The following is a 23,717-nucleotide window of genomic DNA, read 5'->3' as shown; positions in this document are numbered from 1 at the left end:
GGGCAGAAAAAAATGGCCGCGGACCGCGGCCATTTTTTCTGTATTCAACTCATTACGCCTGGGGTAGGGGGACAGTGCTGCCGCCGTGAGGCATGAGGGTGGTCTCCACCCCTGCCAGGCTGCCGCCGTTACACCGTGCGGCCAGTTCCAAGGCTTCGTCCAGGGTCCGGGCCACCTGGATTTTGGTGCGTCCGAAGCGCTCGGCGGGGAGATCGGTGACCAGGATCAGGTGGTAGTGCTCCGCCGTCTCGGCGAAGAGGAATCCAATGAAGCCGCCGATGGAGAAGTCGGCCCGGAGGGCCTTTTCCCGCTCCTCCATGGTATCATAGTTGCAGATCTGGGCCTCGCAGTCCGGGTCGCCGAAGCCCTCCCGGCACTGGGAGAGCAGGATCATGGTGCCGCCTGGGGCGGCGGCGGCCAGGGCGTTGGCCAGAGTTTTGGAGGTCTGATAGAGGTTGATGTCCTTGGGATAGCCTCCCGCGCTGGAGATGACCAGAGGAGTGCGGTGGGGGATGGACACACCGTCCAGCTGTTCCACCACCTTGGCCGCCGCCCTGTGGGCCTCCCGCCAGTCACCGGCGAAGGCGCCCACGATCTGGTAATCGTCATCCACGATGACGTTGAGCAGGTAAGCGGGCTTGGCAAAGGCGGCGCACTCCATGAGGTCGGTGTGGAAGGGGTTGTCCTCCCCCATGTTGCCGTTGCAGACCCGGGGGTTGGAGCCGCTGCCCAGGCCGGGATTCAGGGCGTTGTTGTGGTTGGTGTTGATGGTCTCCCGGCCGGCGATGCCGGGGACGATGGACTTCCGGCCGCCGCCGAAGCCGGCCAGGAAGTGATAGACCACGCCGCCGGTGAGGATGAGCTTGTCGCAGGCCATGGCATAGCTGTCCAGCCACACCGGCGTGCCCCGGCTGGTGGCGCCCATATAGGTGAGGTGCTCCTTGTCGTCGCACTGGTGGTCGATGAACCGGATGCGGCGGTAGAGGTCCTCCCCCACCAGGGAGATGTGCTCCTCCTCGGTCTGCCGCCGGTGGGTGCCGGTGGCGCAGAGGATGAGGATGTCCTCGTCGGGGATGCCCGCCCGGTTGAGCCGCTCCACCAGGATGGGCAGGTAGGTGCTGGGCTGCTGCCAGCGCCGGGTCACGTCTGAGATGATGATGCACACCTTGTCCCCGGCCTGCACAGCCTCCTCGATGGGGCCGGCGCCGATGGGGTGGTCCAGGGCGTACTCGATGTGCTCCCGCACCGTCCGCTTGGGGAGATCCACCGCGTTGGCATGGAGCTCCGCCACCACCTATGCACGGGGAACGCGGTATCGCTGTATTTCATGGTTTCCATATCTTTTTCGCCTTCTGTCTCTGGGAATCGCGTCAAAAGACGCCAGCATCGTTACGATGGTAGCACTTTACTCAGGGAAAGTCAAGTGGTACTACCTCTTCGGCGGAAGGCGAAAAAGCGCTGCCCGAAGTAATTGAAAACGGTATAGAGCCCCATGCCCACCAGCTTGGAGAGCCGCTCCCACCACACCTGCGGCAGAGGGCTGAAGGGGGCCAGGTCGTCCATGATGAGCCAGGCCAGGCCATAGCCCACCACATAGCACACCGCCACGTTGACGGCGAATTTCACCGCCGCTCGCCACAGCACCTCGTCACTGTGGAAGGTGAAGTGCTTGTTGAGGAAAAAGCTCATGACCGCCCCCGCCACATAGGCGATGGCGGTGGAGGGCCAGAAGCCCAGATCCTCCAGGGCAAACATGAGCACCGTGGAGAGGAGGGTGTTCCCCACCCCCACCAGGAGAAATTTGAGCATGCTCACATCAAAGAGCTTCTTCATCCCGCTCCTCCAATACCTCCCGGATCAGGAACCGGGGCCGGGCCTTGGTCTCCAGGTAGATTTTGCCGATATACTCGCCGATGACCCCCAAAGACAGCAGGATGAGCCCACCGATGGCCCACACCGAGCAGATGAGGCTGGCCCAGCCCAGAATGGTCTCCCCCATGGCCCAGCGGACGATGGAATAGATGAGCATAACGATACTCACCAGAAAGACCAAAAAGCCCAGCAGGGTGATGTACCGGATGGGCTTGGTGGAGAGGCTGGTGATGCCCTCCAGGGCAAAGGAGAGCATTTTTTTGAGGGGATACTTGCTCTCCCCGGCGAAGCGCTCCCCCCGCTCATAGGAGACATAGCCGGTGGTGTAGCCGATCATGGGCACGATGCCCCGCAGGAAGAGGTTGACCTCCTTGAACTGCGCCAGGCCCTCCAGGGCACGGCGGGACATGAGGCGGTAGTCGGCGTGGTTGAACACCGTCTCCGCCCCCAGAAAGCTCATAAAGCGGTAAAAGCCCTCAGCGGTAACGCGCTTGAAGAAGGTGTCCTTCTCCCGGGCGGAGCGCACGCCGTAGACGATGTCGCAGCCCTCGTAATACTTGTCCACCATGGCGTCCACGGCGTCGATGTCGTCCTGGAGGTCGGCGTCCATGGAGATGACCATGTCCGCCCGGTCCTTGGCCGTCATGAGTCCCGCCAGCAGGGCGTTCTGATGGCCCCGGTTCCGGCTCAGGTCCACCCCGGAGAACCGGCGGTCGCGCTGGTGCAGGTCGGTGATGATGGACCAGGTCCCGTCCTTGGAGCCGTCGTTCACAAAGAAGACCCGGCTCTCCGCCGAGACCTTCCCCGCCGCCGTCAGGCTGGTCAGCTTCTCCCCCAGCCGCTTGGCGGTCTCCGGCAGCACGGCCTCCTCGTTATAACAGGGGACGACAATATAGAGAGTATCACTCATGATAACTGCCCTCCCAGAAAATTTCCTGCAAATGGTGTCAGCAGTTAAATTATTATAGCGCAAGGCCAAATAAGTTACAATTGTGCAATTTGACATATTGCTAAAAGCTATCATTGACAAGTGGTATATTTTTTGTTTATTGTAGAAACAGAGGTGATGATAATGGACAATGCCCTGCGTTTTTTGGCCGATACCGCCCTGAGTCATATGCGGGAGGGGCTTTCCGCCGACCCAGACTACCGCCAGTGCCAGGCGGAGGGGGAGGTCCTGTGGGCGCAGCTCCGAGCTGGCCGCGGCGGACGCTGAAAATGCCCTGGCGGGCTTTGAGACGGATCGGGCCTTTCTCCTGGGCCTTCAGCTGGGCATCTCCATGGGCCGGCTGAACCTGCTGCCCGAGAAATGAAAAGCCTTCCCCCTGACAGGGGGAAGGTGGCATTTACGGAGCAAATGACGGGTGAGAGTGCATCAGTCAGATACATTTACGTTTTCCTCGATCCTTCGCCCCCTCATCCGCCCCAGTGTACCCACTGGGGCACCTTCCCCCCTGTGGGGGGAAGGTTTTACAGGCTGCGCTTTCTCAGACCTTCCCCCTTGCAGGGGGTCTGACTGTCTGGTGGACAGTCAGAAGAAATGACTTCTTCCTTAACCCGTGGTGGCGGCTCAGCCGCCGGATGAGGGTGGGTTACATAGGGGGGTAGTGCGTCTGGGAAGCCACGCTCCACAATAGAAGGAATACCAGTCAGCGGCGCCACGCCCCGCCACCCACCCACGCAGGCGGCGAAAAAATGTTGGATAGGACCACGGCCTTTCCCTGTTCCGCCGGCGGAGTCACCTGTGGACGGTGCTGGACCTCTATGGGGGCGTAAAGACGGGCCGCCGGATTCCTATTTGGAGCCACTCAACCCCCACGGGAGCCCCTTTTTCTTTGGATTCCAAAAACCATTCTTTTTCCAGCAGGGAAAAAGAAATGGGTTTTGAGCCGTCTCTCCCGTCCCTGACGCCCCCTACATCAAAGGTGCGCACTACTCCAGCTCCTTGCGCAGGTGCTCCATAGCCTTGCGCTCAATGCGGGAGATCTGGACCTGGCTCACCCCCAGGACCTTGGCGGTCTTGTCCTGAGTCAGGTTCTTGTAATACCGCAGGAAAATGACCTGCCGCTCCCGCTCGGGCAGGGCATCGATGGCCCCCCGGAGGGCCAGCCGCTCCACCACCCCCTCCTCCATGCCGTCGGTGCCCAGCATGCTCTCCAGGGTGAAGCCGTCCTCCCCCGCCTCCATCTGCAAGGAGGCCACCGGCAGGTTGGCCTCCTCGGCGGCGGCGATGTCCTCCGGCTCCAGTCCCGTCTCCGCAGACAGCTCCGACAGGGTGGGCTCCCGGCCCAGGGTATGGCTCAGCCGGTCCCGGGCCTGACGGATGGCGCCCGCCCGCTCCTTCACCCCCCGGCTCACCTTCACCGCCCCGTCGTCCCGGAGATACCGTCGGATCTCTCCGGCGATCTTGGGCACGGCGTAGGTGGAAAACTGACAGCCAAAGGCGGGGTCAAAGCCCCGGACCGCCTTCAGAAAGCCCAGACAGCCCAGCTGATAGAGGTCCTCCGGGTCGGTGCCCCGGCCGTAGTAACGCCGCACCACACTCCAGATAAGGCCCGCGTTTTCCTCCATCATCTGCTCACAGGCATCGTTGTCGCCCCCCCGGGCGGCCTCCAGCAGGGCGTCGGCCTCGGCCGCCTTCATCGGCTCCCCAGCCGCCGGGCCAGCCGCCGGCTCATGACCACGGTGGTCCCCTTCCCCGGCCTGGAGCGGACCTTCAGCGTATCCATAAAACTCTCCATAATCGTGAACCCCATGCCGGAGCGCTCCTCGTTTCCGGTGGTGAAGAGGGGCGTCCGGGCCTGCTCCACGTCGGCGATGCCCACCCCCCAGTCCTGGACGGTGATCTCCAGCCGCCCGTCCTCGAAGAGCTTCAGCCGCAGCCGCACCTTTCCCAGCTCCTCCGGGTAGGCGTGGACGATGGCATTGGTCACCGCCTCGCTGACGGCGGTCTTGATATCGTTGATCTCATCCAGAGTGGGGTCCAGTTGGGCCGCAAAGCAGGCCGCCACCGTCCGGGCAAAGCCCTCGTTGGACGAACGGCTCAAAAACTCGATGGTAGCGGTATTGACAGGTTTCATCCTATGTATCCCTCCCCGGCCGGGCGGCATCGCCCGGCCCTTCCTTTATTCAAAACGCAGGAGCCGCTCCAGACCAGCGGCCCGGAGCACCTTGACCGCCTGCTCCGGCACATTCCGCACCACCACTGTGCCTCCCAGCTCCGACGTCCGCTTGTAGGCCCGCAGCAGCACCGCGATGCCGGAGCTGTCCATGAAGGTCACGCCCCCCAGGTCCAGGACCAGATGCCTGGGCAGGCGAGTCCCCACCTCCCGGTCGATGCCCTCCATCAGCTCCCGGGCCCGGTGGTGATCCACCTCTCCTGCCAGGGAAATACACAGCTCCCGGTCCTCCCCCGTGCAGCTCAGTTCCACAGCTTGTCCCCCCTCCCGGCATAAAAAATCGCAGTATACCAAAATTTGGTATACTGCGATTATAACCCTGTTTCTGTGATGAACCCGTCGAAAATCAGGGGCTGGGACAAAGATCTCGTGCTTTTTGGTCAATCCACCCGTTCGATGGAGAATCCGTTCTTGTCATTCTCCTTCACCTGATAGAGCGCCTTGTCGGCACGGTGGAAGGCATCTCGTAAATCCTCAGCGTCATAGACACGGGCGATGCCGATGGATAGGCCCGGACATATGAAACCGAAATTCGTCTCCTTGGCCACCATGGTCAAAATTCTGCGGGCCACCGCGGCGATCTCATCTTCCCCTTTGGGTCCGGAGCACAGAATGGCAAACTCGTCGCCGCCTACGCGCCCCACCAGATCCTGACCACGGACACTGGAGCGCAGAACCGTGGCCACCCTTCTGAGCACCTCATCTCCCGCCAGGTGACCGTGGTTATCGTTCACCTGCTTGAAATCGTCCAGGTCCAGCACAAAGCACCAGAAGGTTCCTCCCTGCTTCACATATCGCGCTCCCTCTTCAAAGAAGGCCCGGTGGTTTAGCAGTCCGGTGAGAGAATCCTCCCGCGCCAGGCGGCGCATATGCTCCGCCAGATTCTGTGCCTCCCGGACCTGCTTGGTGAGCGTCTTGGGATAGTACTCCCCATCCTGCTGCTCCAGGTCAGGCATAGACTGGTGGAGGTGAACCACCCGCCAGTCCTCCCCAAATTTCTGATAGACCATGCTGAACCGGGTGTCCATATCAGCACAGGTTTCCCCGGTCTGGACAACCCTCAGGTGCAGCCCACCGTATACCAGGCAGACCTCAGGCCCCAGCTCCCGCTGCGCGTACCACTCGTCCACAATCTCCAGGTGGACCACCTTCCGCTCCATGATTTCTTTTCCCAGAGCCTCAATGAGCTGCTGGCGGGTGGTATAGTATTCATGCCGACCGGTGCCGATCACCACACAGTCTGGATCAATCCACTCCAGTACCTGGGATAGGGCTTCTGTCTCTTCCGCTATCAGATAGGCACGCCATAACTGCTGTGTGCGCTTGCATAGGTCCATCGTGTTTTCCTCCTGTGTGAAGGGGCCATTGTGCTGATTCACATGCCAGCCAGCTGCTCTTCCAGTTTCGCGATCACAGCTGCCAGCTTCTCCGCCCGCTCCCGCTCGGCTTCCACCACGTTGGCGGGGGCTTTGTTCACAAAGCCGGGGTTGTTCAGCTTGGTGTTGAGCTTGTCCAGCTCAGCCTTGTCCTTGCCCAGCTGCTTCTCCAGCCGTGCCTTCTCCTTTTCCATATCCACCAGCTCTGCCATGGGCATGGAGATGCGGGCGGCATGGGTGATGACGGTGACCATGCCCTTGCCGTTCTCCTCGCCGTCAGAACCCGCTCCGGACATGCCGGTGATGGTGACGTCGCTGGCATAAGCCAGGCGCTTGAGGAAGGGAATGCCTGCCTCAAAGATCTCCCGCTCCAGGGTCGCCACAGTGAGGTGTGCCTTCTTGCTGGGGGGCACGTTCATCTCGGAGCGGCGGGTGCGCACGGCGCCGATGGCGTCCATAATCAGCTCCATCGCCTTCTCCTCCTGGGGGAAGTCCAGCTCCACATGGTGCTCAGGCCACTTCTGGAGCATGAGGAAGTCGCCCTCGTGGGGCAGCGCCTGCCAGATCTCCTCGGTGAGGAAGGGCATAAAGGGGTGGAGGAGCTTGAGGATATCGGTGAGGACATAGCACAGCACCTTCTGGGCGTTCTCCTTGGCCTGCTGGTCCTCGCCCTGGAGCCGGGACTTGGTGAGCTCGATATACCAGTCGCAGTAATCGTCCCAGATGAAGTCGTACACCTTCTGGGCTGCCACGCCCAGCTCGTACTTGTCCATGTTCTCGGTGACCTCGGGGATGACCCGGTTGAGCTTGGAGAGAATCCACTTGTCCTCCATCTCAAGGTGCTCGGGCAGCTCACACTTCTCGATGGTCAGGTTCATCATCAGGAAGCGGCTGGCGTTCCAGATCTTGTTGGCAAAGTTGCGCATGGCCTCACACCGCTCGGTGTAGAAGCGCATGTCGTTTCCGGGGGAGTTGCCGGTGACCAGGTTGAAGCGCAGGGCGTCGGCGCCGTACTGGTTGGCGATCTCCAGGGGATCGATGCCGTTGCCCAGGCTCTTCGACATCTTCCGTCCCTTGTCATCCCGGACCAGGCCGTGAATGAACACGGTGTGGAAGGGGGGCTTTCCGGTGTGCTCACAGCCGGAGAAGATCATCCGGGCCACCCAGAAGAAAATGATGTCGTAGCCGGTGACCAGCACGTCGGTGGGATAAAAATACTTGAAGTCCTCGGTCTCCTCGGGCCAGCCCAGGGTGGAGAAGGGCCACAGAGCGGAGGAGAACCAGGTGTCCAGCACGTCCTCCTCCTGGACGATATTTTTGGAGTGGCAGTGCTCGCACTCGGTGGGGTCCTCCTCGGACACGGTGATATGGCCGCAGTCCTGGCAGGTCCAGGCGGGGATCTGATGGCCCCACCAGAGCTGACGGGAGATGCACCAGTCGTGGACGTTCTCCATCCAGTTGGTGTAGGTCTTGGAGAACCGGTCGGGGACAAACTTGACCTCGCCGTCGTTGACCACCCGCAGGGCCTCCTTGGCCAGAGGCTCCATCTTCACGAACCACTGGGCGGAGATGAGGGGCTCCACGTCGCTGTGGCACCGGTAGCAGGTACCCACGTTGTGCTGGTGGGGCTCCACCTTCACCAGATAGCCCTGCTCCTCCAGGTCGGCCACGATGGCCTTCCGGGCCTCATAGCGGTCCATGCCGGAGTACTTGCCATAGCCCTCCACAATTTTTCCGTTGTCGTCCAGCACCCGGATGGTCTCCAGGTTCTGGCGCAGGCCCACCTCGAAGTCGTTGGGGTCGTGGGCGGGAGTCATCTTCACACAGCCGGTGCCGAACTCCATATCCACGTACTCGTCGGCCACGATGGGCATCTCCCGGCCCACCAAGGGCAGGATGCACTTCTTGCCCACAATGTCCTTATACCGCTCATCGTCGGGGTGGACGGCCACGCCGGTATCACCCAGCATGGTCTCGGGCCGGGTGGTGGCCACGATGACATACCGGCCCTCCTCGCCCTGGATGGGGTAGCGGATGTGCCAGAAGAAGCCGGGCTTGTCCTGGTACTCCACCTCGGCGTCAGAGAGGGCGGTGACGCAGTGGGGGCACCAGTTGATGATGCGGCTTCCTTTATAAATGAGGCCCTTCTTGTAGAGGGAGACAAAGACGTGGCGCACGGCCTTGGAGAGTCCCTCGTCCATGGTGAACCGGGAGCGGTCCCAGTCGCAGGAGGCGCCCAGCTTCTTCTGCTGCTCCACGATGCGGTTGCCGTACTTGTTCTTCCAGTCCCACACCCGCTCCAGGAACTTCTCCCGGCCCAGGTCGTAGCGGGTGAGGCCCTCGTTCTTCCGGAGCTCCTCCTCCACCTTGATCTGGGTGGCGATACCGGCGTGGTCGGTGCCGGGCACCCACAGAGCGGCGTAGCCCTCCATCCGCTTGAAGCGGATGAGGATATCCTGAAGGGTGGAATCCATGGCATGGCCCATATGGAGCTGGCCCGTCACGTTCGGGGGCGGCATAACGATGGTGAAGGGCTTCTTATCGGGGTCCCGGTGACCGGCAAAGCAGCCGTTTTTCTCCCACATCTCATAGATACGCCCCTCCACCTCCTGGGGCTCATAGACCTTTGGCAATTCCTTGTTCATTGGTGTTTCACATCCTATATCTTATTCTTATTTCGATTTCAGCGTTGGACCAGCCACCCTGCATCACCGAAGGAGCGCCTGGAATTTTTCGGTCTCCAGTTCATAGCGCGCAGCCTTCCGGCCACACCGTTCCTCCAGAAATGCCGTCAGCTCTTCCGGCGTCCCTCCGGTCAGTCCGACCAGTGGAAAACAGATGCTGGCTGCCTTGTCACAAGCGACCAGGCAGTAAGACTCGGAGCGGTAAAGGCCGGTCACCTGATTGTAGGAAAACAGATTCCGTTCCTCCACATCCTGACCAGGCAGGGTGCTTCCTGGTGCCCGGAGGGTGCAGCCCTCCTCGTCGAAGGACACCACCAGCTCCTTTTCCGCCTCCTCCGGCGGCAAGGTCTGGGTCCTGGCCTTTTTGATATAATTGCGGGTGTCACTCCCTTGCACCTTGCTCACAGCTCTCCAGATCAGCAGCGCCGCCGCAAAGAGGAAGAAGATCCGCGTGCCCAGCCCGTTCTGCTGGGTCACCGCCAAGATCAGCGCCACCACAGCGACGACCAGCTCTGCCAGCACCACGATCTTGAAGCTGCCGCCGGCGATCTCCCGGGCGCGTCTGAACAGGATATACTGCTCGGTGCATGCGTTGAAGGTCTTCCCAGTCATCCTGACCTCAAACCGGACCATTCCCTTTCTACCGCCTTTCTGTCCCAGATACGAAAAACGCCCTGAAGCCTTTGGGCTTCAGGGCGGATCGCTCCGCGGTACCACCTGAATTCGGGCGCCTGGGCGTCCGCACTCTTTTATCCGTAACGTGGACGTACGCCGCGGCTTACCAGAATACCTGTGCATTCATTGGGCCGCAGAGCTCCGGGACCACCTTCCGTCCGCTCCGGAGAGCCTTGCACCGACCGGCCCCTCTCTGCATCCTGGAGACGAAACGTACTCTTTCCCCTCATCGCCTTTTGACCTGAGCGCAAAGCTGCCCTCGCCGCCGAAACCGGCCCAGATACAGCCTTGCTCGGTAGACAATATTATAGGCAGGCATAGGCAAAAAGTCAAGTCATCATGCTTAAAACGTGGAATTTTCCCCCTTTCCCGCATCCAAAACTCCGCAACACCGTGGGTTCGGTATAAAAAGGCCGGAGCGCATCGCTCTGCGACGCGCTCCGGCCTTGAGTCAGAGAGAGATAGAAGGGAAAATACTGTTATTTCGCTGCGGCCCGGGCAGCCACCTTGTCCTTGCCGATGGTGGCACGCAGGATCATCAGTACCGCGAACATGCTGGCAAACGCGAGAATGAGGTTGATGACCACGTTCTGAATCAGGCCAGCCAGAATGTAGTTCACGAAAGAGACAGCGGCCACAGTCAGCGCGTAGGGCAGCTGAGTCTTCACGTGGTTGAGGTGATAGCACTGAGCGCCGGTGGAGGCCAGGATGGTGGTATCGGAGATGGGGGAGCAGTGATCGCCGCACACGGCGCCGGCCAGGCAGGCGCCCAGGCCGATGGTGAGGATGGTGCCGGCGTCCACGCCGAAGGTGGCCACCACGATGGGGATCAGGATGCCGAAGGTGCCCCAGGAGGTGCCGGTGGCGAAGGCCAGGAACACGGACACCAGGAAGATGACGGCCGGCAGGAAGTTCGCCAGGGACTCAGCATAGGCCTGCATGAAGTGCTCGACGAAGAACTTGGCGCCCAGCAGGTCGTTGGTCACACCGCTGATGGTCCAGGCGAAGGTCAGGATCAGGATGGCGGGCACCATGACCTTAAAGCCCTCGGCGATACAGTCGGTGACCTGGGTGAAGCTCATGCTCCGGCGGAGCAGCAGGAAATAGATGAAGCAGAAAATGACCACGATGAAGGAGCCGTACATCAGGCCGTCAGCTGCGGAGCAGTTGGCGAAGGCGTCCAGCACATTCATGTAGGTACCGCTGTCGGGGGTGAAGAAGCCGCCGGTAAACAGCAGGCCGCTGACGCAGGAGACGATGAGCACGATGACGGGGATAATCAGATCGATGACCTTACCGTTGGTGGAGTTCTTGCTCTCATCATCGGCATCGGCATAGGGCCGCTCGGGGGTGGTGTAGATGTCGCCCCGCTTGGCGTTGTCCTCGTGGACCTTCATGGGACCAAAATCGATGTCAAAGACGGCCAGAATGATCAGGGTGAAGATGGTCAGGATGGCGTAGTAGTTCCAGGGGATGGCGCTGATGAACAGCTGCAGGCCGGAAACGCCCTCCATGGACTCAGCCACACCGGACACCGCCGCCGCCCAGGAAGAGATGGGCATCATGATACAAACGGGAGCCGCGGTGGAGTCGATCATGTAGGCCAGCTTGGCGCGGGAGATCTTGTGGCCGTCGGTCACCGGGCGCATCACGTTACCGGTGGTCAGGTTGTTGAAGTAGTCGTCAACGCCCAGCACCAGAGCCAGGATCATAGTGGCCAGCAGAGCCCCGCGGCGGGTCTTGATGACCTTCTTGGCCCAGTCGCCGTAGGCCTTGGAACCGCCGGAGCGGTTCATCAGCACCACGATGAAGCCCAGGGACACCAGGAATACCACGATGCCCATGTTGTCGCCCACTTTGGAGGCGATGGTGTCATACACACTGGTGACGGCCAACACAGGGTTGAAGTTGGCGTACAGGAAACCGCCCACCAGGCAGCCCAGGAACAGAGACGTATAAACTTCCTTGGTGATCAGGGCCAGCACAATGGCCAGCACAGGGGGCAGAAGCGACAGTGGCTGTGCGAAGAAATTGCTGACGTACTCGGTATCGCCTTCGGCGAAAGCGGTGGTCATCAGGAGCCCTGCCAGAGCTGCCACGACCAAAAGAAGGGGAATCAAATTCCTCTTGGTTCTACTCATGTTGTTCCTCCCTTTATCAACATATGCAGTTTTCAAGGTGTGGATTTCATATGCGTGAGTGTTGCTGTGCTGAGGTAACCAAACCAATTCCCATAGGTAGGATAACACAATTTTTTGCAAATGACAAGCAATTTTCATAAAAACTTCTTTTTATAACAGGTTCATTTTGTATTATGTGACTATATTTTCTTGTTTTATTGCAAGATTTTGCATTTCTTTTTCGGTTTAAATTGCGGAGTTCCCTTGTGCAAAACATAAAAAGAGAGACGGGTTTCTACCCGTCTCTCTTGTATACAAATGGAATAAGTTCTTACTTGCTCGCCACAGGAGCCGTATTCTTGGAAGTTACAGCGCGAATAATCATCAACACCGCGAACATGGAAACCAGCGCGATAATGAGGTTGATGACTACGTTCTGGATAAGACCGGCCAGGATGTGGTTGACAAAGGCAACAGCAGCCACGGTCAAAGCATAGGGGATTTGGGTCTTCACGTGGTTGAGGTGGTAGCACTGAGCGCCGGTGGAGGCCAGGATGGTGGTATCGGAGATGGGAGAGCAGTGGTCGCCCATAACCGCACCGCCCAGGCAGGCGCCCAGGCCAACGGTGAGGATGGTGCCGGCGTCCACGCCGAAGGTGGCCACCACGATGGGGATCAGGATGCCGAAGGTGCCCCAGGAGGTGCCGGTGGCGAAGGCCAGGAACACGGACACCAGGAAGATGACGGCCGGCAGGAAGTTCGCCAGGGACTCAGCATAGGCCTGCATGAAGTGCTCGACGAAGAACTTGGCGCCCAGCAGGTCGTTGGTCACACCGCTGATGGTCCAGGCGAAGGTCAGGATCAGGATGGCGGGCACCATGACCTTAAAGCCCTCGGCGATACAGTCGGTGACCTGGGTGAAGCTCATGCTCCGGCGGAGCAGCAGGAAATAGATGAAGCAGAAAATGACCACGATGAAGGAGCCGTACATCAGGCCGTCAGCTGCGGAGCAGTTGGCGAAGGCGTCCAGCACATTCATGTAGGTACCGCTGTCGGGGGTGAAGAAGCCGCCGGTAAACAGCAGGCCGCTGACGCAGGAGACGATGAGCACGATGACGGGGATAATCAGATCGATGACCTTACCGTTGGTGGAGTTCTTGCTCTCATCATCGGCATCGGCATAGGGCCGCTCGGGGGTGGTGTAGATGTCGCCCCGCTTGGCGTTGTCCTCGTGGACCTTCATGGGACCAAAATCGATGTCAAAGACGGCCAGAATGATCAGGGTGAAGATGGTCAGGATGGCGTAGTAGTTCCAGGGGATGGCGCTGATGAACAGCTGCAGGCCGGAAACGCCCTCCATGGACTCAGCCACACCGGACACCGCCGCCGCCCAGGAAGAGATGGGCATCATGATACAAACGGGAGCCGCGGTGGAGTCGATCATGTAGGCCAGCTTGGCGCGGGAGATCTTGTGGCCGTCGGTCACCGGGCGCATCACGTTACCGGTGGTCAGGTTGTTGAAGTAGTCGTCAACGCCCAGCACCAGAGCCAGGATCATAGTGGCCAGCAGAGCCCCGCGGCGGGTCTTGATGACCTTCTTGGCCCAGTCGCCGTAGGCCTTGGAACCGCCGGAGCGGTTCATCAGCACCACGATGAAGCCCAGGGACACCAGGAATACCACGATGCCCATGTTGTCGCCCACTTTGGAGGCGATCATGTCATACACGCTGGTGACAGCCAGCACGGGGTTAAAGTTGGCGTACAGAAAACCGCCCACCAGGCAGCCCAGGAACAGAGACGTATAAACTTCCTTGGTGATCAGGGCCAGCGCAATGGCCAGTACAGGGGGCAGGAGAGACAGGGGCTGCGCAAAGAAATTGCTGACGTATTCCGCTTCGCCTTCGGCGAAGGCCGTGGTCATCAAAAGTCCGGTGATTGCCGCTAAAACCAGAATAAAGGGGATGAGCCTCCTCTTTGTGCCTTGCATGGTGAACCTCCCTTTCAAATAATGCGGTGATTGGAGACATGCTGTGTCGTGGACAGGATTCACGCTGTTTCCCAAACCGATCGCGAGTACAGGTGCCATACGAAGGTATTTGTGCAAAACCAAACCAATTCCCGTCTCTAACCCTACCAGCTTTTGTGCGAAATTACAAGTGTTGCCGTGTCAAATTTGCGTATAGTTTTTGTAAATAACTTGTAAAATTTTTAAATTCATTCCAAAACCTCTATGTAGATATCTTCTTTTCCAACTTTATCAATGGAAAAGTCTTGTCCCTCTCCTCCGTGGTCTGGCAAGGGCAGCAGATTCCAGAGCAGTTCGCGCAGAGATTCCGGTGAGAAGCGTTCCCGCAGAGCCCCCATATCCAGATCCCGCTCCCGTTTGGACAGGCGCCGGCCGTCCGGAGCCATCAGGAGGGGCACGTGGGCATAGACCGGCGTATGGTATCCCAACTGCTCCATGAGCCAGATCTGCCGGGCGGCAGAGTCCAGCAGGTCCCGTCCCCGCACCACCCGGGTGACCCCCATGAGGGCGTCGTCCACCGTCACCGCCAGCTGGTAACCGTACACTCCGTCGGCCCGGCGGATCACGAAGTCGCCGCAGTCCCGGGCCAGGTCAAAGGCCTGTTCGCCCTGGATGAGGTCCCGAAACCGGACGGTCTCGTGGGGAAGGGCGACCTTCCAGGCCGGCGCCTTTACCATGGATTTTGCCTCCCGCTCCGCCCGGGAGAGGTCCCGGCAGGGACAGTGCCCTAGGTCCCTCTCCTCCCCGGGGTGGGGCGCCGAGGCGGCCAGCCGCTGGGCCCGGCTGCACCAACAGGGGTAGACCGCCTCTTTGGCGCGCAGGTTCTCAAAGGCGGCGTCATAGAGGGCGGTGCGCTCCCTCTGGCAGTAGGGCCCGTCGGGGCCTCCCACGCCGTAGCCCTCGTCCCAGCCCAAGCCCAGCCACCGCAGGTCCTCTACAATGTGACCAGTCCACCGTTCTCCCGTGCGGTCCGGGTCCAGGTCCTCCATCCGCAGGACCACCTTCCCCCCCACCGACCGGGCATCCAGCCAGGCCACATAGAAGGAAAACAGATTTCCCAGGTGCATCCGTCCGCTGGGACTGGGGGCAAACCGTCCCTTTTCCGCCATATGCTCCACACTCCTCTGCTTGTTCTCTCGATCCCATTGAGTGTACCACGGTACCGTCCATTTGCAAATAGTGTAAAATACTCTTGACACCTCCCCTGCCATCTGTTATGCTCGATATGTAAAAAGAATTTGACACTTCAGGTTTGACCACGAGAAAGGAGGTCCCATCCATGTTCACCCAATTTATCCCCTGGCTGCTCCTGCTCCTGCTGCTGGGACTCATTGTCCTGGACGCCGCCCTGGTGGTCTCCTTGGTCCGCCCTGGGGATGAGCGGCGGCAGCTCATCGTCTGGAAGGCCAGCGCCTCCACCCTGGGCGGCACAGCGGGCTATCTGTTCCTCCGGGTGGTGCTGAACTTCGTCCGGGGCTACGAGGCCCTTAACCCCTTCACCCTGCTCACCGTGATGGCCACCATGTACTTCGGCTTTCTCCTCTACCACCGGGCCCGGTATGGTGGTTGAGGATGGAAAACGAGATCAAGGCCCTGCGGGAGGCCCAGGGGCTCTCCCAGGGAGAGCTGGCCAAGGCCTGCGGGGTCTCCCGGCAGACCATCAACGCCATCGAGAACAATAAGTACGACCCCACCCTGGCCCTGGCCTTCCGTCTGGCCCGGACCCTGGGCACCACGGTGGATGGGCTCTTCACCCCCGACTGACAGCAAAAGGGCAGAAAAAGGACCGTTCGACGCACCGAACGGTCCTTTTTATCTTTCTTCTTACCGGTTGAGCTGGTGGATACTCAGGCCCAGTCCGGCCTCCGCCGCCTCGCCGACGGCCTCGGCAAAGGTGGGGTGGGCATGGATCACCCGAGCCATATCCTCCAGGGTCTCCCCTCTGGAGATGGCGGAGGCAAACTCCCCCACCAGGTCGGTGGCCCGCTCGCACAGAAGCTGGGCGCCCAGGACTGCGCCGGTCTCCCCGTCATAGAGCACCTTGATAAAACCCCGTCCCGCGTCGGTGATGACGCTGCGGCTGTTGCTGCCAGTCAGGTATTTGGCCGTTTTTACAGGGATACCCGCCTCCTTGCACTGGGCCTCGGTGCGGCCCACGGAGGCCATCTCCGGCCGGACGTAAACGCAGGAGGGCACCACGGAGAGGTCCATGGGCGGCTCCCGGCCCGCCAGCATGCTCACGGCGTTGACGCCCTGGGCGGCGGCGGCGTGGGCCAGTTGGATACTTCCCTTCACCGCGTCACCGATGGCGAAGATGCCGGGGACACAGGTCTGGAAGCGGCCGTCCACGGGGATGGCGCCCCGGTCCAGGCCCAGGTCCACCTCCGGGGCACACAGCCCATCGGTATTTGCCCGGCGGCCGGTGGCCACCAGCACGGCGTCGGCGGTGACCGACTCGGTCTTGTCCTTCACGGTGTAGGTGCAGACCAGGCCATCGGGCCCCTGCTCCACCTGCTCCACCCGGGCCCCGGCGCACAGCTTCACGCCCTTCTTTTTCATGAGCATGCTCAGGCTCTGGGAGAGCTCCCGGTCCAGGGTGGGGAGCACCCGCTCCATGGCCTCCAGAACGGTGACCTCCGCCCCCAGGGCCTGGTAGAGCCCGGCAAACTCCATGCCGATGACGCCGCCGCCGATGATGGCCAGGCGTGGATAGAACCGATCCCCGGTGAGCAGGTCGTCGCTGGTGAGGACACCGGGCAGGTCCAGCCCGGGCACCGGGGGCAGGGCGGGCCGGGAGCCGGTGGCGATGAGGATATTGGTCCCCTCCAGCACCTCCTCCCCCACCTGGACCCGACCAGGTCCCAGGATGCGGGCGGTGCCGGTGATGCGGTCCACCTGGTTGCCCTTCAGCAGCCGCTCCACGCCGTCCCGGAGCTGGCCCACCACCTGGTCCCGGCGGGCACACATGGCGGGGTAGTCGAAGGCGACCCCCTCCGCCCGCAGGCCGAAGGTGGCGCACTCCTTCATCTCCTCATACCGCTCGGCGGCGTGGATGAGGGTTTTCGTCGGGATGCACCCACGGTTAAGACAGGTGCCGCCCACGGCGTCCCGCTCCACCAGGGCGGTGTGCAGCCCCAGCTGGGCGGCCCGGATGGCGGCAGTGTAGCCGCCGGGGCCACCTCCGATGACGATGAGGTCCCAGCTCATGCCTTGCCCTCCGGCGGCGTGTACCGCAGCACCGGGTGGCGGGCAGCCTTGACCTCGTCGGGCCGTCCGATGGGCGTGGTGTGGGGGGCGGTGTGGAGGGACTCAGGATCGGCGTCGGCCTGGGCCCGGATATCCCTGAGCACCGCCGCCGCCTCATCCAGGGTCTCCCGGGACTCGGTCTCGGTGGGCTCGAACATGAGGGCCTCCTCCACGATGAGGGGGAAGTACATGGTGGGCGGGTGGATGCCGTGGTCGATGAGGGCCTTGGCCACGTCCATGGCGGAGACGCCGGTCTGTTTCTTCAGGTCGTGGAGAGTGAGCACGAACTCGTGCATGCAGGGGCCGTCGCCGTAGGCGATGTCGTAGGTCCCCCGCAGCTGCTCCCGCAGGTAGTTGGCGTTGAGCACCGCACCCTTGGCGGCCTCGGGAATCCCCTGGGCACCCAGGGTGAGGATATAGGCCAGGGCCTTCACCACCACAGTGAAGTTGCCGTAAAAGACCTTGACGCTGCCGATGCTCTTGGCCGGGTCCTTGAACTCCAGGCCGTCGCCCCCCTCCTCCACGTGGAACACCGGCAAGAAGTCCTGAAGGAATTTCTTGCAGCCCACGGGGCCGGAGCCCGGCCCGCCGCCGCCGTGGGGAGTGGAGAAGGTCTTGTGGAGGTTCAGATGAACCAGGTCAAAGCCCATGTCGCCAGGGCGGACCACGCCCATGACGGCGTTGAGGTTGGCGCCGTCGTAGTAGCACAGGCCGCCGGCGTCGTGGACGATCTGTGTGATCTCCAGGATGTTGGGGTCAAAGAGGCCCAGGGTGTTGGGGTTGGTGAGCATAAGGGCGGCGGTATCGGGGCCCGCGGCGGCCTTCAGGGCCTCCAGGTCCACGCCTCCGTCCGGGTTGGAGGGCACGTTGACCACGGTAAAGCCGCACATGGCGGCGGAGGCCGGGTTGGTGCCATGGGCGGAGTCGGGGACCAGGATCTTGGTCCGGGCGGTATCCCCCCTGTCCAGATGGTACTTCTTCACCATCAGCAATGCGGTAAATTCCCCGTGGGCGCCGGCGGCGGGCTGGAAGGTCATGGCGTCCATGCCGGTGATCTCGCATAAGAGCTCCTCAGCCAGATAGAGGACCTCCAGGCAGCCCTGGGCGGTGTCGGCGCTCTGGGTGGGGTGGACACCGGTGAAGCCGGGCAGGGCGGAGAGCTCTTCATTGATGCGTGGATTGTACTTCATGGTGCAGGAACCCAGGGGGTAGAAGCCGTTGTTCACCCCGTGGGCCCGGCGCTCCAGGGCGGAGTAGTGCCGGGTCAGGTCCACCTCGGAGAGCTCCGGCAGGTCCAGGGGCGTCTCCCGCTCCATGCCCGCCATCAGATGGGCGGGGGGCACGTCCAGGGGCGGCAGCAGGTCGCAGCGGCGGCCCTTCCGGCTCTTTTCAAACAGCAGTTCCACTCATACCACCTCCCGAATGGCCTGTTCCAGGGCGTCGATCTCGTCCCTGGTATTCATCTCCGTGGCGCACCACAGCAGGTTGCCGTCCTCCAGGGGGAGGGGACCCAGGATGCCCCGTTTGGCCAGACCGGTCAGCAGCTTCTCCGGCTTGCAGGGGCAGGTGGTGACGAACTCGTGGAAGTAGGGACCGGGATAGACCATGTCGAACCCGGGCACGTCGCACACCTTCTGTGCGGCGTACCGGGCATGGGCCATGCAGCGCTCGGCCACCTGCCGCAGGCCGTCGGGCCCCACGGCGGCCAGGTAGACGGCGGCGGTCATGGCGCACAAAGCCTGGTTGGAGCACACGTTGGAGGAGGCCTTCTCCCGGCGGATGTGCTGCTCCCGGGCCTGGAGGGTGAGGACGTAGGCCCGGCGGCCGTCGTGGTCGGTGGTCTCACCCACGATGCGGCCAGGCAGCTTCCGGGTGAGGGCAGAGGTGGCCGCCATGAAGCCCAGATAGGGGCCGCCGAAGCTCAGGGGCATACCCAGGGGCTGCCCCTCCCCCACGGCGATGTCGGCGCCGCACTCCCCCGGGGTTTTCAGCACCGCCATGGCGATGGGGTTGACCCCCATGATGAATTTGGCTCCGGCAGCGTGGGCAGCCTCCCCCAGCTCCTTGGCCGCCTCAATGCGGCCAAAGTAGTTGGGCTGCTGGAGGTAGAAGCAGGCCACCGTATCATCCAGCAGGTCCGTGAGAGCCTGGGTGTCGGTGAAGCCATTCTTTACCGGTACGGTCTTTACCTCCATACCGTTTCCGAAGCAGTAGGTCTCCACCGTCCGGCGGACCATAGGGTGGGCGGCGGCGGAGATGAGGACGGTGCTCCGCTTACGATCCCGGCACATGGCCACCGCCTCGGCGGCGGCGGAGGCGCCGTCGTAGATAGAGGCGTTGGAGGCGTCCATGCCGGTGAGGGCGCAGATCATGGTCTGGTACTCGAAGATGGACTGGAGCACCCCCTGGGAGAGCTCGGCCTGATAGGGGGTGTAGGCGGTGACGAAGGTCTCCTTGCTGGTGACGCTCTTGACGATGGCGGGGATATAGTGCTTATAGGCCCCCGCCCCCCGGAACACCGAGGGGAAGACCGTGTTCTTGGCGGCAATACCCTCCAGGATGCGCCGGACCTCCAGCTCGCTCTTGCCGTCGGGCAGGTCCAGGTGGTCCAGACGCATCTGCGGCGGCACCTGGGCGTAGAGGTCGTCCATGCTCTGGCAGCCGATGGCCTCCAGCATGGCCTGGCGCTCTTCCTGGGTGGATGGCTGATAGCTTCCCATGTCCTTGGATCAGCTCCTTTCCGTTTTTCCTTCTGTGGGTCAGTCCTCCTGGGCGCAGTGGTCCTGGTAGGCGGCGGCGTCCAGCAGCTCCTCCTGGTCAGTGATGTTCTCCACCTCCACCAGCCAGGCGCCATAGGGGTCGGAATTGATGGCCTCTGGGGTGTCCAGCAGGTCCTCATTGACCGCCTTTACGGTGCCGGTGACGGGACTGTACACGTCGGAGACGGCCTTCACCGACTCCACGTCGCCCAGGGCCTCGCCGCAGGTCAGGGCGTCCCCCACCTGGGGCAGGTTCACAAAGACCAGGTCTCCCAGGGCATCCTGGGCGTGGTCGGTGAGGCCCACCTTGGCGGTGCCGTCGTCGGCGAAGAGGATCCACTCGTGGGACTTGGTATAGCGGAGATGATCGGGGGTATTCATGGTAAATTCCTCCTTAAATTACATGATATTTATGTGTTCGGTTCAGCGCTTATAGAAGGGCAGGGGCACCACCTTGCAGGGCACCCGGCGGCCCCGGACGTCCACCTCCACCTGGGTGCCCACGGCGGCGTCCGCCGGGGACAGGTAGGCCATGGCGATGGCCTTGCCCAGGAAGGGGGCATGGGTACCGGAAGTAGTCTGCCCCGCCAGCTGGTCCCCGATATAGACGTCCTGGTGCTCCCGAACGATGCCCCGACCGGTGACCTCCAGGCCCACCCGGGTCCTGGTGAGGGGCAGTCGGCCCTCCAGGCCGGCCTTGCCGATGAAGTCGTCCTTGTTCAGCTTGATGGCAAAGTCCAGGCCCGCCTCCAGAGGGCCGACGTCGTCGGTGAGTTCGTGGCCGTAGAGGGGCATGGCGGCCTCCAGCCGCAGGGTGTCCCGGGCGCCCAGGCCGCAGGGGATGAGCCCCAGGTCCTTCCCCGTCTCCAGCAGCAGGTCCCACAGGGCGGGCCCCTCCCCGGCGGCGCAGTAGAGCTCGTAGCCGGACTCCCCGGTGTAGCCGGTGCGGGAGATGAGGCACTGGATGCCGCCCACTGTGATCTGGGGGATAAAGCTGTAATACTTCTTGGGCAGATCCTCCTCTCCCACCAGTTTCAGAAGGATTTCCTTGGAGCTGGGCCCCTGGAGGGCTACTTGGGCTACAGTATCCGAGATATCCTCCATTTTGCAGTCCCCAAAGAGGTGTTCCGCCATCCAGGCGGCATCCTTATCCTTGTTGGCGGCGTTGACCACCACCAGATAGGCCCCCTCCCGGACCTTGTAGACGATGAGATCGTCCACGCAGCCGCCGGCGTCGTTGCACATGGGGGAGTAGCGGACCTGGCCGTCGGTCATGTTGGTGAAGTCATTGGTGAGCATGTGGTTGAGGTTTTTGAGGGCGTCCGGGCCGGTAAAGACCAGCTCCCCCATGTGGGAGACGTCAAAGAGCCCGGCAGCGGTGCGGACGGCCATGTGCTCAGCGATGACACCGGTGGGGTACTGGACCGGCAGCAGGTAGCCCGCAAAGGGGACGATCTTGCCGCCCAGATCCACATGGCGGTCATACAGCGGCGTCTTCTTTATTGGCGATCCCTTCTTTCTCAAAATTGGTAGGACAAAAAATGCAAAACGGAGGCGCGCCAAGCAAAGGCACGCCTCCGTCTTCTCACCTGAAAGATTCTTTGCCCCCGGCAGAGCAAATTGCTTCTTCGGTCCGCCGGGGCACGCGCCCCTTTGGTCTTCGGAGTTTCGTCCGGCACCGGTACTTTTGCCTGAGAGTTTTTCTGCCAATCCCCTTCGGCGCCGCCTGGGCGGTCTCTCCCGATGCCATCATTCGAACTTATTCTTTTCCCTTTCAGTATACCGGATGACTTCGCCCTTTGCAAGTAGGAATTGGACACAGATTGCCCGCTGTTATGATACCCAATCCCTCTATCATACAGGCACGAACGATCCCAACGCCTTGGGGAGGCGTCGCTTTGACTGCATGATCCCGGCATATAAATCTGCCTTTTCGGGCCGCGAAACAGCCGCTATGTCTCCCCTTCCCCGAGCATCTGCTTTCTGACCGCAACAAATAGCGCCTATGCCGACGGCGGGCTACATGTTTCATTTTCTAATTGGTGGTGCCAATTTTATGTTTTTTCTCTTATTTGTTCTATACATCAGAACACATCTATATTATATTATTTACAATTATTTTCCTCTATTTTATTTAATTTTTTATGTAATAAGCATCTGTATAAAATATTTTTTTATTTCTATTCATTTTCAAAATTTTATCTATTGACTTAATTGTGCAAAATGATATACTTCCACTTGGGAACATCACTCAGAAGACCAACCCGTTTGCTTGGTCATTTCTGTCGAGAAAGGAGTATCACCATGGAACGGATCACGCAGGAGAATTATGGACTTTACATCAACGGCAAGTGGGTCCCCGCCGGCGACGGCGCCACCTTTGAGACCCGCTGCCCCGCCAACGGTGAACATCTGGCTACCTGTGCCCAGGCCACCAAGGAGGATGTGGATACCGCCGTCACCGCAGCCTGGGAGGCCTTCAAGACCTGGAAGAACATCACCACCAATGAGCGAGCCGCCATTCTGAACAAGGTGGCTGACATCATCGAGCAGAACGCCGAGCATCTGGCCATGGTGGAGTCTCTGGATAACGGCAAGCCCATCCGTGAGACCATGGCCATCGACATCCCCTATTCCGTCCGTCACTTCCGCTACTTCGCCGGCTGTATCATGGCCGAGGAGGGCTCCGCCAACATTCTGGAGGGGAGCACCCTCTCCCTGATCCTCCGGGAGCCCATCGGTGTGGTGGGGCAGATCGTGCCCTGGAACTTCCCCTTCCTGATGGCCGCCTGGAAACTGGCCCCTGTGTTGGCCGCCGGCTGCTGCACCGTCTTTAAGCCCTCCAGCGACACCCCCCTGAGCGTGCTGGAGCTGGCCCGTCTGACCCAGGACGTGATCCCCGCCGGCGTCTTCAACGTCATTACCGGCTCCGGCTCCAAGGCCGGACAGTACATTCTGGACCACCCCGGCTTCCGGAAGCTGGCCTTCACCGGCTCCACCGAGGTGGGCCGCAACGTGGCCCGGGCCGCCGCCGAGCGGCTCATCCCCTCCACCCTGGAGCTGGGCGGCAAGAGCGCCAACATCTACTTCGACGACTGCAAGTGGGACATGGCCATGGACGGCGTGCAGCTGGGTATTCTCTTCAACCAGGGGCAGGTCTGCTGCGCCGGTTCCCGTGTCTTTGTCCAGGACACCATCTATGACAAGTTCGTGGAGGAGGCCGCCCGCCGCTTCAACCAGGTCAAGGTTGGCATGCCCTGGGAAAAGGACACCCAGATGGGCGCCCAGATCAACGAGAACCAGGTCAAGAAGATCCTGAGCTACATCGAGATCGGCAAGCAGGAGGGCGCCAAGGTGGCCTGCGGCGGTGAACGCGCCACCGAGGGCGATCTGGCCAAGGGCTGCTTCATGAAGCCCACCCTGCTGGTGGACGTGGACAACAAGATGCGGGTGGCCCAGGAGGAGATCTTTGGGCCGGTGGCCTGTGTCATCAAGTTCCACGACGAGGACGAGGTCATCGCCATGGCCAATGACAGCAGCTACGGCCTGGGCGGCGCCGTCTGGACCCGGGACATCAACCGGGCCATCCGGGTCTCCCGCGGCATCGAGACCGGCCGTATGTGGGTCAACACCTACAACGCCATCCCCGAGGGCGCCCCCTTTGGCGGCTACAAGGCTTCCGGCATCGGACGCGAGACCCACAAGGTCATCCTGGAGCACTACACCCAGATGAAGAACATCATGATCAACCTCTCCGAAGCCCCCTCTGGCTTCTATCCC

21 protein-coding genes, 1 riboswitch and 1 other annotated feature are annotated in these 23,717 nt (G+C 61.4%); of the genes, 4 read left to right on the top strand and 17 right to left on the bottom strand.

What is annotated here, in order from left to right:
• Positions 1-52: 52 nt before the first annotated feature.
• From larA to Q0K15_RS05775, 3 genes are all read right to left on the bottom strand, one after another.
• Positions 53-1,291: a nickel-dependent lactate racemase gene (gene larA / locus Q0K15_RS05785; protein ID WP_294513659.1), complete on the bottom strand. Its 1,239-nt coding sequence runs from the start codon at positions 1,289-1,291 to the stop codon at positions 53-55.
• A 128-nt stretch (positions 1,292-1,419) separates the two neighbouring features.
• Positions 1,420-1,833, bottom strand: a complete 414-nt coding sequence (locus tag Q0K15_RS05780; RefSeq protein WP_294513656.1) for a GtrA family protein — start codon at positions 1,831-1,833, stop codon at positions 1,420-1,422.
• Positions 1,817-2,782 carry a glycosyltransferase family 2 protein gene (locus Q0K15_RS05775; protein WP_294513653.1) on the bottom strand — a complete coding sequence of 322 codons (966 nt, stop codon included), beginning with the start codon at positions 2,780-2,782 and terminating at the stop codon, positions 1,817-1,819. The genes Q0K15_RS05780 and Q0K15_RS05775 overlap by 17 nt, the downstream gene beginning before the upstream one ends.
• 162 nt (positions 2,783-2,944) lie before the next feature.
• On the opposite strand from Q0K15_RS05775, the gene Q0K15_RS05770 reads away from it, so the two are divergent.
• The gene (locus tag Q0K15_RS05770; RefSeq protein ID WP_294513649.1) at positions 2,945-3,088 is read left to right on the top strand and encodes a hypothetical protein; all 144 of its coding nucleotides are present in this window, start codon (positions 2,945-2,947) and stop codon (positions 3,086-3,088) included.
• 716 nt (positions 3,089-3,804) lie between these two features.
• Here Q0K15_RS05770 and Q0K15_RS05765 read toward each other — a convergent pair.
• The 9 genes from Q0K15_RS05765 to gluQRS form a co-directional block, all read right to left on the bottom strand.
• A complete protein-coding gene (locus Q0K15_RS05765) occupies positions 3,805-4,515 on the bottom strand; it encodes a sigma-70 family RNA polymerase sigma factor (protein ID WP_294513645.1) in 711 nt (236 codons plus the stop codon).
• On the bottom strand, positions 4,512-4,952 hold the full coding sequence (gene spoIIAB, locus Q0K15_RS05760; protein ID WP_294513642.1) for an anti-sigma F factor: 441 nt from the start codon (positions 4,950-4,952) through the stop codon (positions 4,512-4,514). The genes Q0K15_RS05765 and spoIIAB overlap by 4 nt, the downstream gene beginning before the upstream one ends.
• Positions 4,953-4,997: 45 nt before the next feature.
• Complete coding sequence (locus Q0K15_RS05755; RefSeq protein WP_294513639.1) at positions 4,998-5,303, bottom strand: anti-sigma factor antagonist; 306 nt, start codon at positions 5,301-5,303, stop codon at positions 4,998-5,000.
• Positions 5,304-5,431: 128 nt separating this feature from the next.
• Positions 5,432-6,388, bottom strand: coding sequence for a diguanylate cyclase (locus tag Q0K15_RS05750; RefSeq protein ID WP_294513635.1), 957 nt, complete (start codon positions 6,386-6,388; stop codon positions 5,432-5,434).
• Positions 6,389-6,426: 38 nt separating this feature from the next.
• Complete coding sequence (locus Q0K15_RS05745; protein WP_294513633.1) at positions 6,427-9,072, bottom strand: valine--tRNA ligase; 2,646 nt, start codon at positions 9,070-9,072, stop codon at positions 6,427-6,429.
• A gap of 63 nt (positions 9,073-9,135) precedes the next feature.
• The gene (locus Q0K15_RS05740) at positions 9,136-9,723 is read right to left on the bottom strand and encodes a hypothetical protein (RefSeq protein WP_294513630.1); all 588 of its coding nucleotides are present in this window, start codon (positions 9,721-9,723) and stop codon (positions 9,136-9,138) included.
• 76 nt (positions 9,724-9,799) lie between these two features.
• Positions 9,800-10,025 (bottom strand) — a binding site (T-box leader).
• Positions 10,026-10,265: 240 nt separating this feature from the next.
• Positions 10,266-11,927: a Na+/H+ antiporter NhaC family protein gene (locus Q0K15_RS05735; protein WP_294513627.1), complete on the bottom strand. Its 1,662-nt coding sequence runs from the start codon at positions 11,925-11,927 to the stop codon at positions 10,266-10,268.
• Positions 11,928-12,237: 310 nt separating this feature from the next.
• Positions 12,238-13,893, bottom strand: a complete 1,656-nt coding sequence (locus tag Q0K15_RS05730) for a Na+/H+ antiporter NhaC family protein (RefSeq protein WP_294513622.1) — start codon at positions 13,891-13,893, stop codon at positions 12,238-12,240.
• Positions 13,894-14,120: 227 nt separating this feature from the next.
• Complete coding sequence (gene gluQRS / locus Q0K15_RS05725) at positions 14,121-15,041, bottom strand: tRNA glutamyl-Q(34) synthetase GluQRS (RefSeq protein WP_294513619.1); 921 nt, start codon at positions 15,039-15,041, stop codon at positions 14,121-14,123.
• A 170-nt stretch (positions 15,042-15,211) separates the two neighbouring features.
• Between gluQRS and Q0K15_RS05720 the strand changes: the two genes are divergently transcribed.
• Both Q0K15_RS05720 and Q0K15_RS05715 read left to right on the top strand, forming a co-directional pair.
• Positions 15,212-15,502, top strand: coding sequence for a hypothetical protein (locus Q0K15_RS05720; protein ID WP_294513615.1), 291 nt, complete (start codon positions 15,212-15,214; stop codon positions 15,500-15,502).
• Positions 15,503-15,504: 2 nt separating this feature from the next.
• A complete protein-coding gene (locus Q0K15_RS05715) occupies positions 15,505-15,696 on the top strand; it encodes a helix-turn-helix transcriptional regulator (protein WP_294513612.1) in 192 nt (63 codons plus the stop codon).
• A gap of 60 nt (positions 15,697-15,756) precedes the next feature.
• Here Q0K15_RS05715 and lpdA read toward each other — a convergent pair whose 3' ends face one another.
• From lpdA to gcvT, 5 genes are read right to left on the bottom strand one after another with little or no spacing between them, the layout of a single operon-like run.
• The gene (gene lpdA / locus Q0K15_RS05710; protein WP_294513609.1) at positions 15,757-17,139 is read right to left on the bottom strand and encodes a dihydrolipoyl dehydrogenase; all 1,383 of its coding nucleotides are present in this window, start codon (positions 17,137-17,139) and stop codon (positions 15,757-15,759) included.
• Positions 17,136-18,584 carry an aminomethyl-transferring glycine dehydrogenase subunit GcvPB gene (gene gcvPB, locus Q0K15_RS05705; RefSeq protein ID WP_294513606.1) on the bottom strand — a complete coding sequence of 483 codons (1,449 nt, stop codon included), beginning with the start codon at positions 18,582-18,584 and terminating at the stop codon, positions 17,136-17,138. Before gcvPB ends, lpdA begins: the two co-directional genes overlap by 4 nt.
• Positions 18,585-19,898 (bottom strand): aminomethyl-transferring glycine dehydrogenase subunit GcvPA, encoded by a 1,314-nt coding sequence (gene gcvPA / locus Q0K15_RS05700; protein ID WP_294513603.1) that lies wholly within the window; start codon positions 19,896-19,898, stop codon positions 18,585-18,587.
• Positions 19,899-19,937: 39 nt separating this feature from the next.
• On the bottom strand, positions 19,938-20,318 hold the full coding sequence (gene gcvH / locus Q0K15_RS05695; RefSeq protein ID WP_294513600.1) for a glycine cleavage system protein GcvH: 381 nt from the start codon (positions 20,316-20,318) through the stop codon (positions 19,938-19,940).
• Between the two features lie 42 nt (positions 20,319-20,360).
• Entirely contained in the window at positions 20,361-21,461 is a 1,101-nt protein-coding gene (gene gcvT / locus Q0K15_RS05690; RefSeq protein WP_294513598.1) for a glycine cleavage system aminomethyltransferase GcvT, read from the bottom strand.
• 145 nt (positions 21,462-21,606) lie between these two features.
• A riboswitch (glycine riboswitch) is annotated at positions 21,607-21,690 on the bottom strand.
• Between the two features lie 551 nt (positions 21,691-22,241).
• On the opposite strand from gcvT, the gene Q0K15_RS05685 reads away from it, so the two are divergent.
• A partial coding sequence (locus Q0K15_RS05685; protein ID WP_294513595.1) for an aldehyde dehydrogenase family protein occupies positions 22,242-23,717 on the top strand: 1,476 nt, incomplete at its 3' end.

The organism is uncultured Intestinimonas sp. (genome assembly GCF_944387245.1).
Classification (GTDB): Bacteria; Bacillota; Clostridia; order Oscillospirales; family Oscillospiraceae; genus Intestinimonas.
This window is presented reverse-complemented; position numbering and strand designations above follow the sequence as displayed.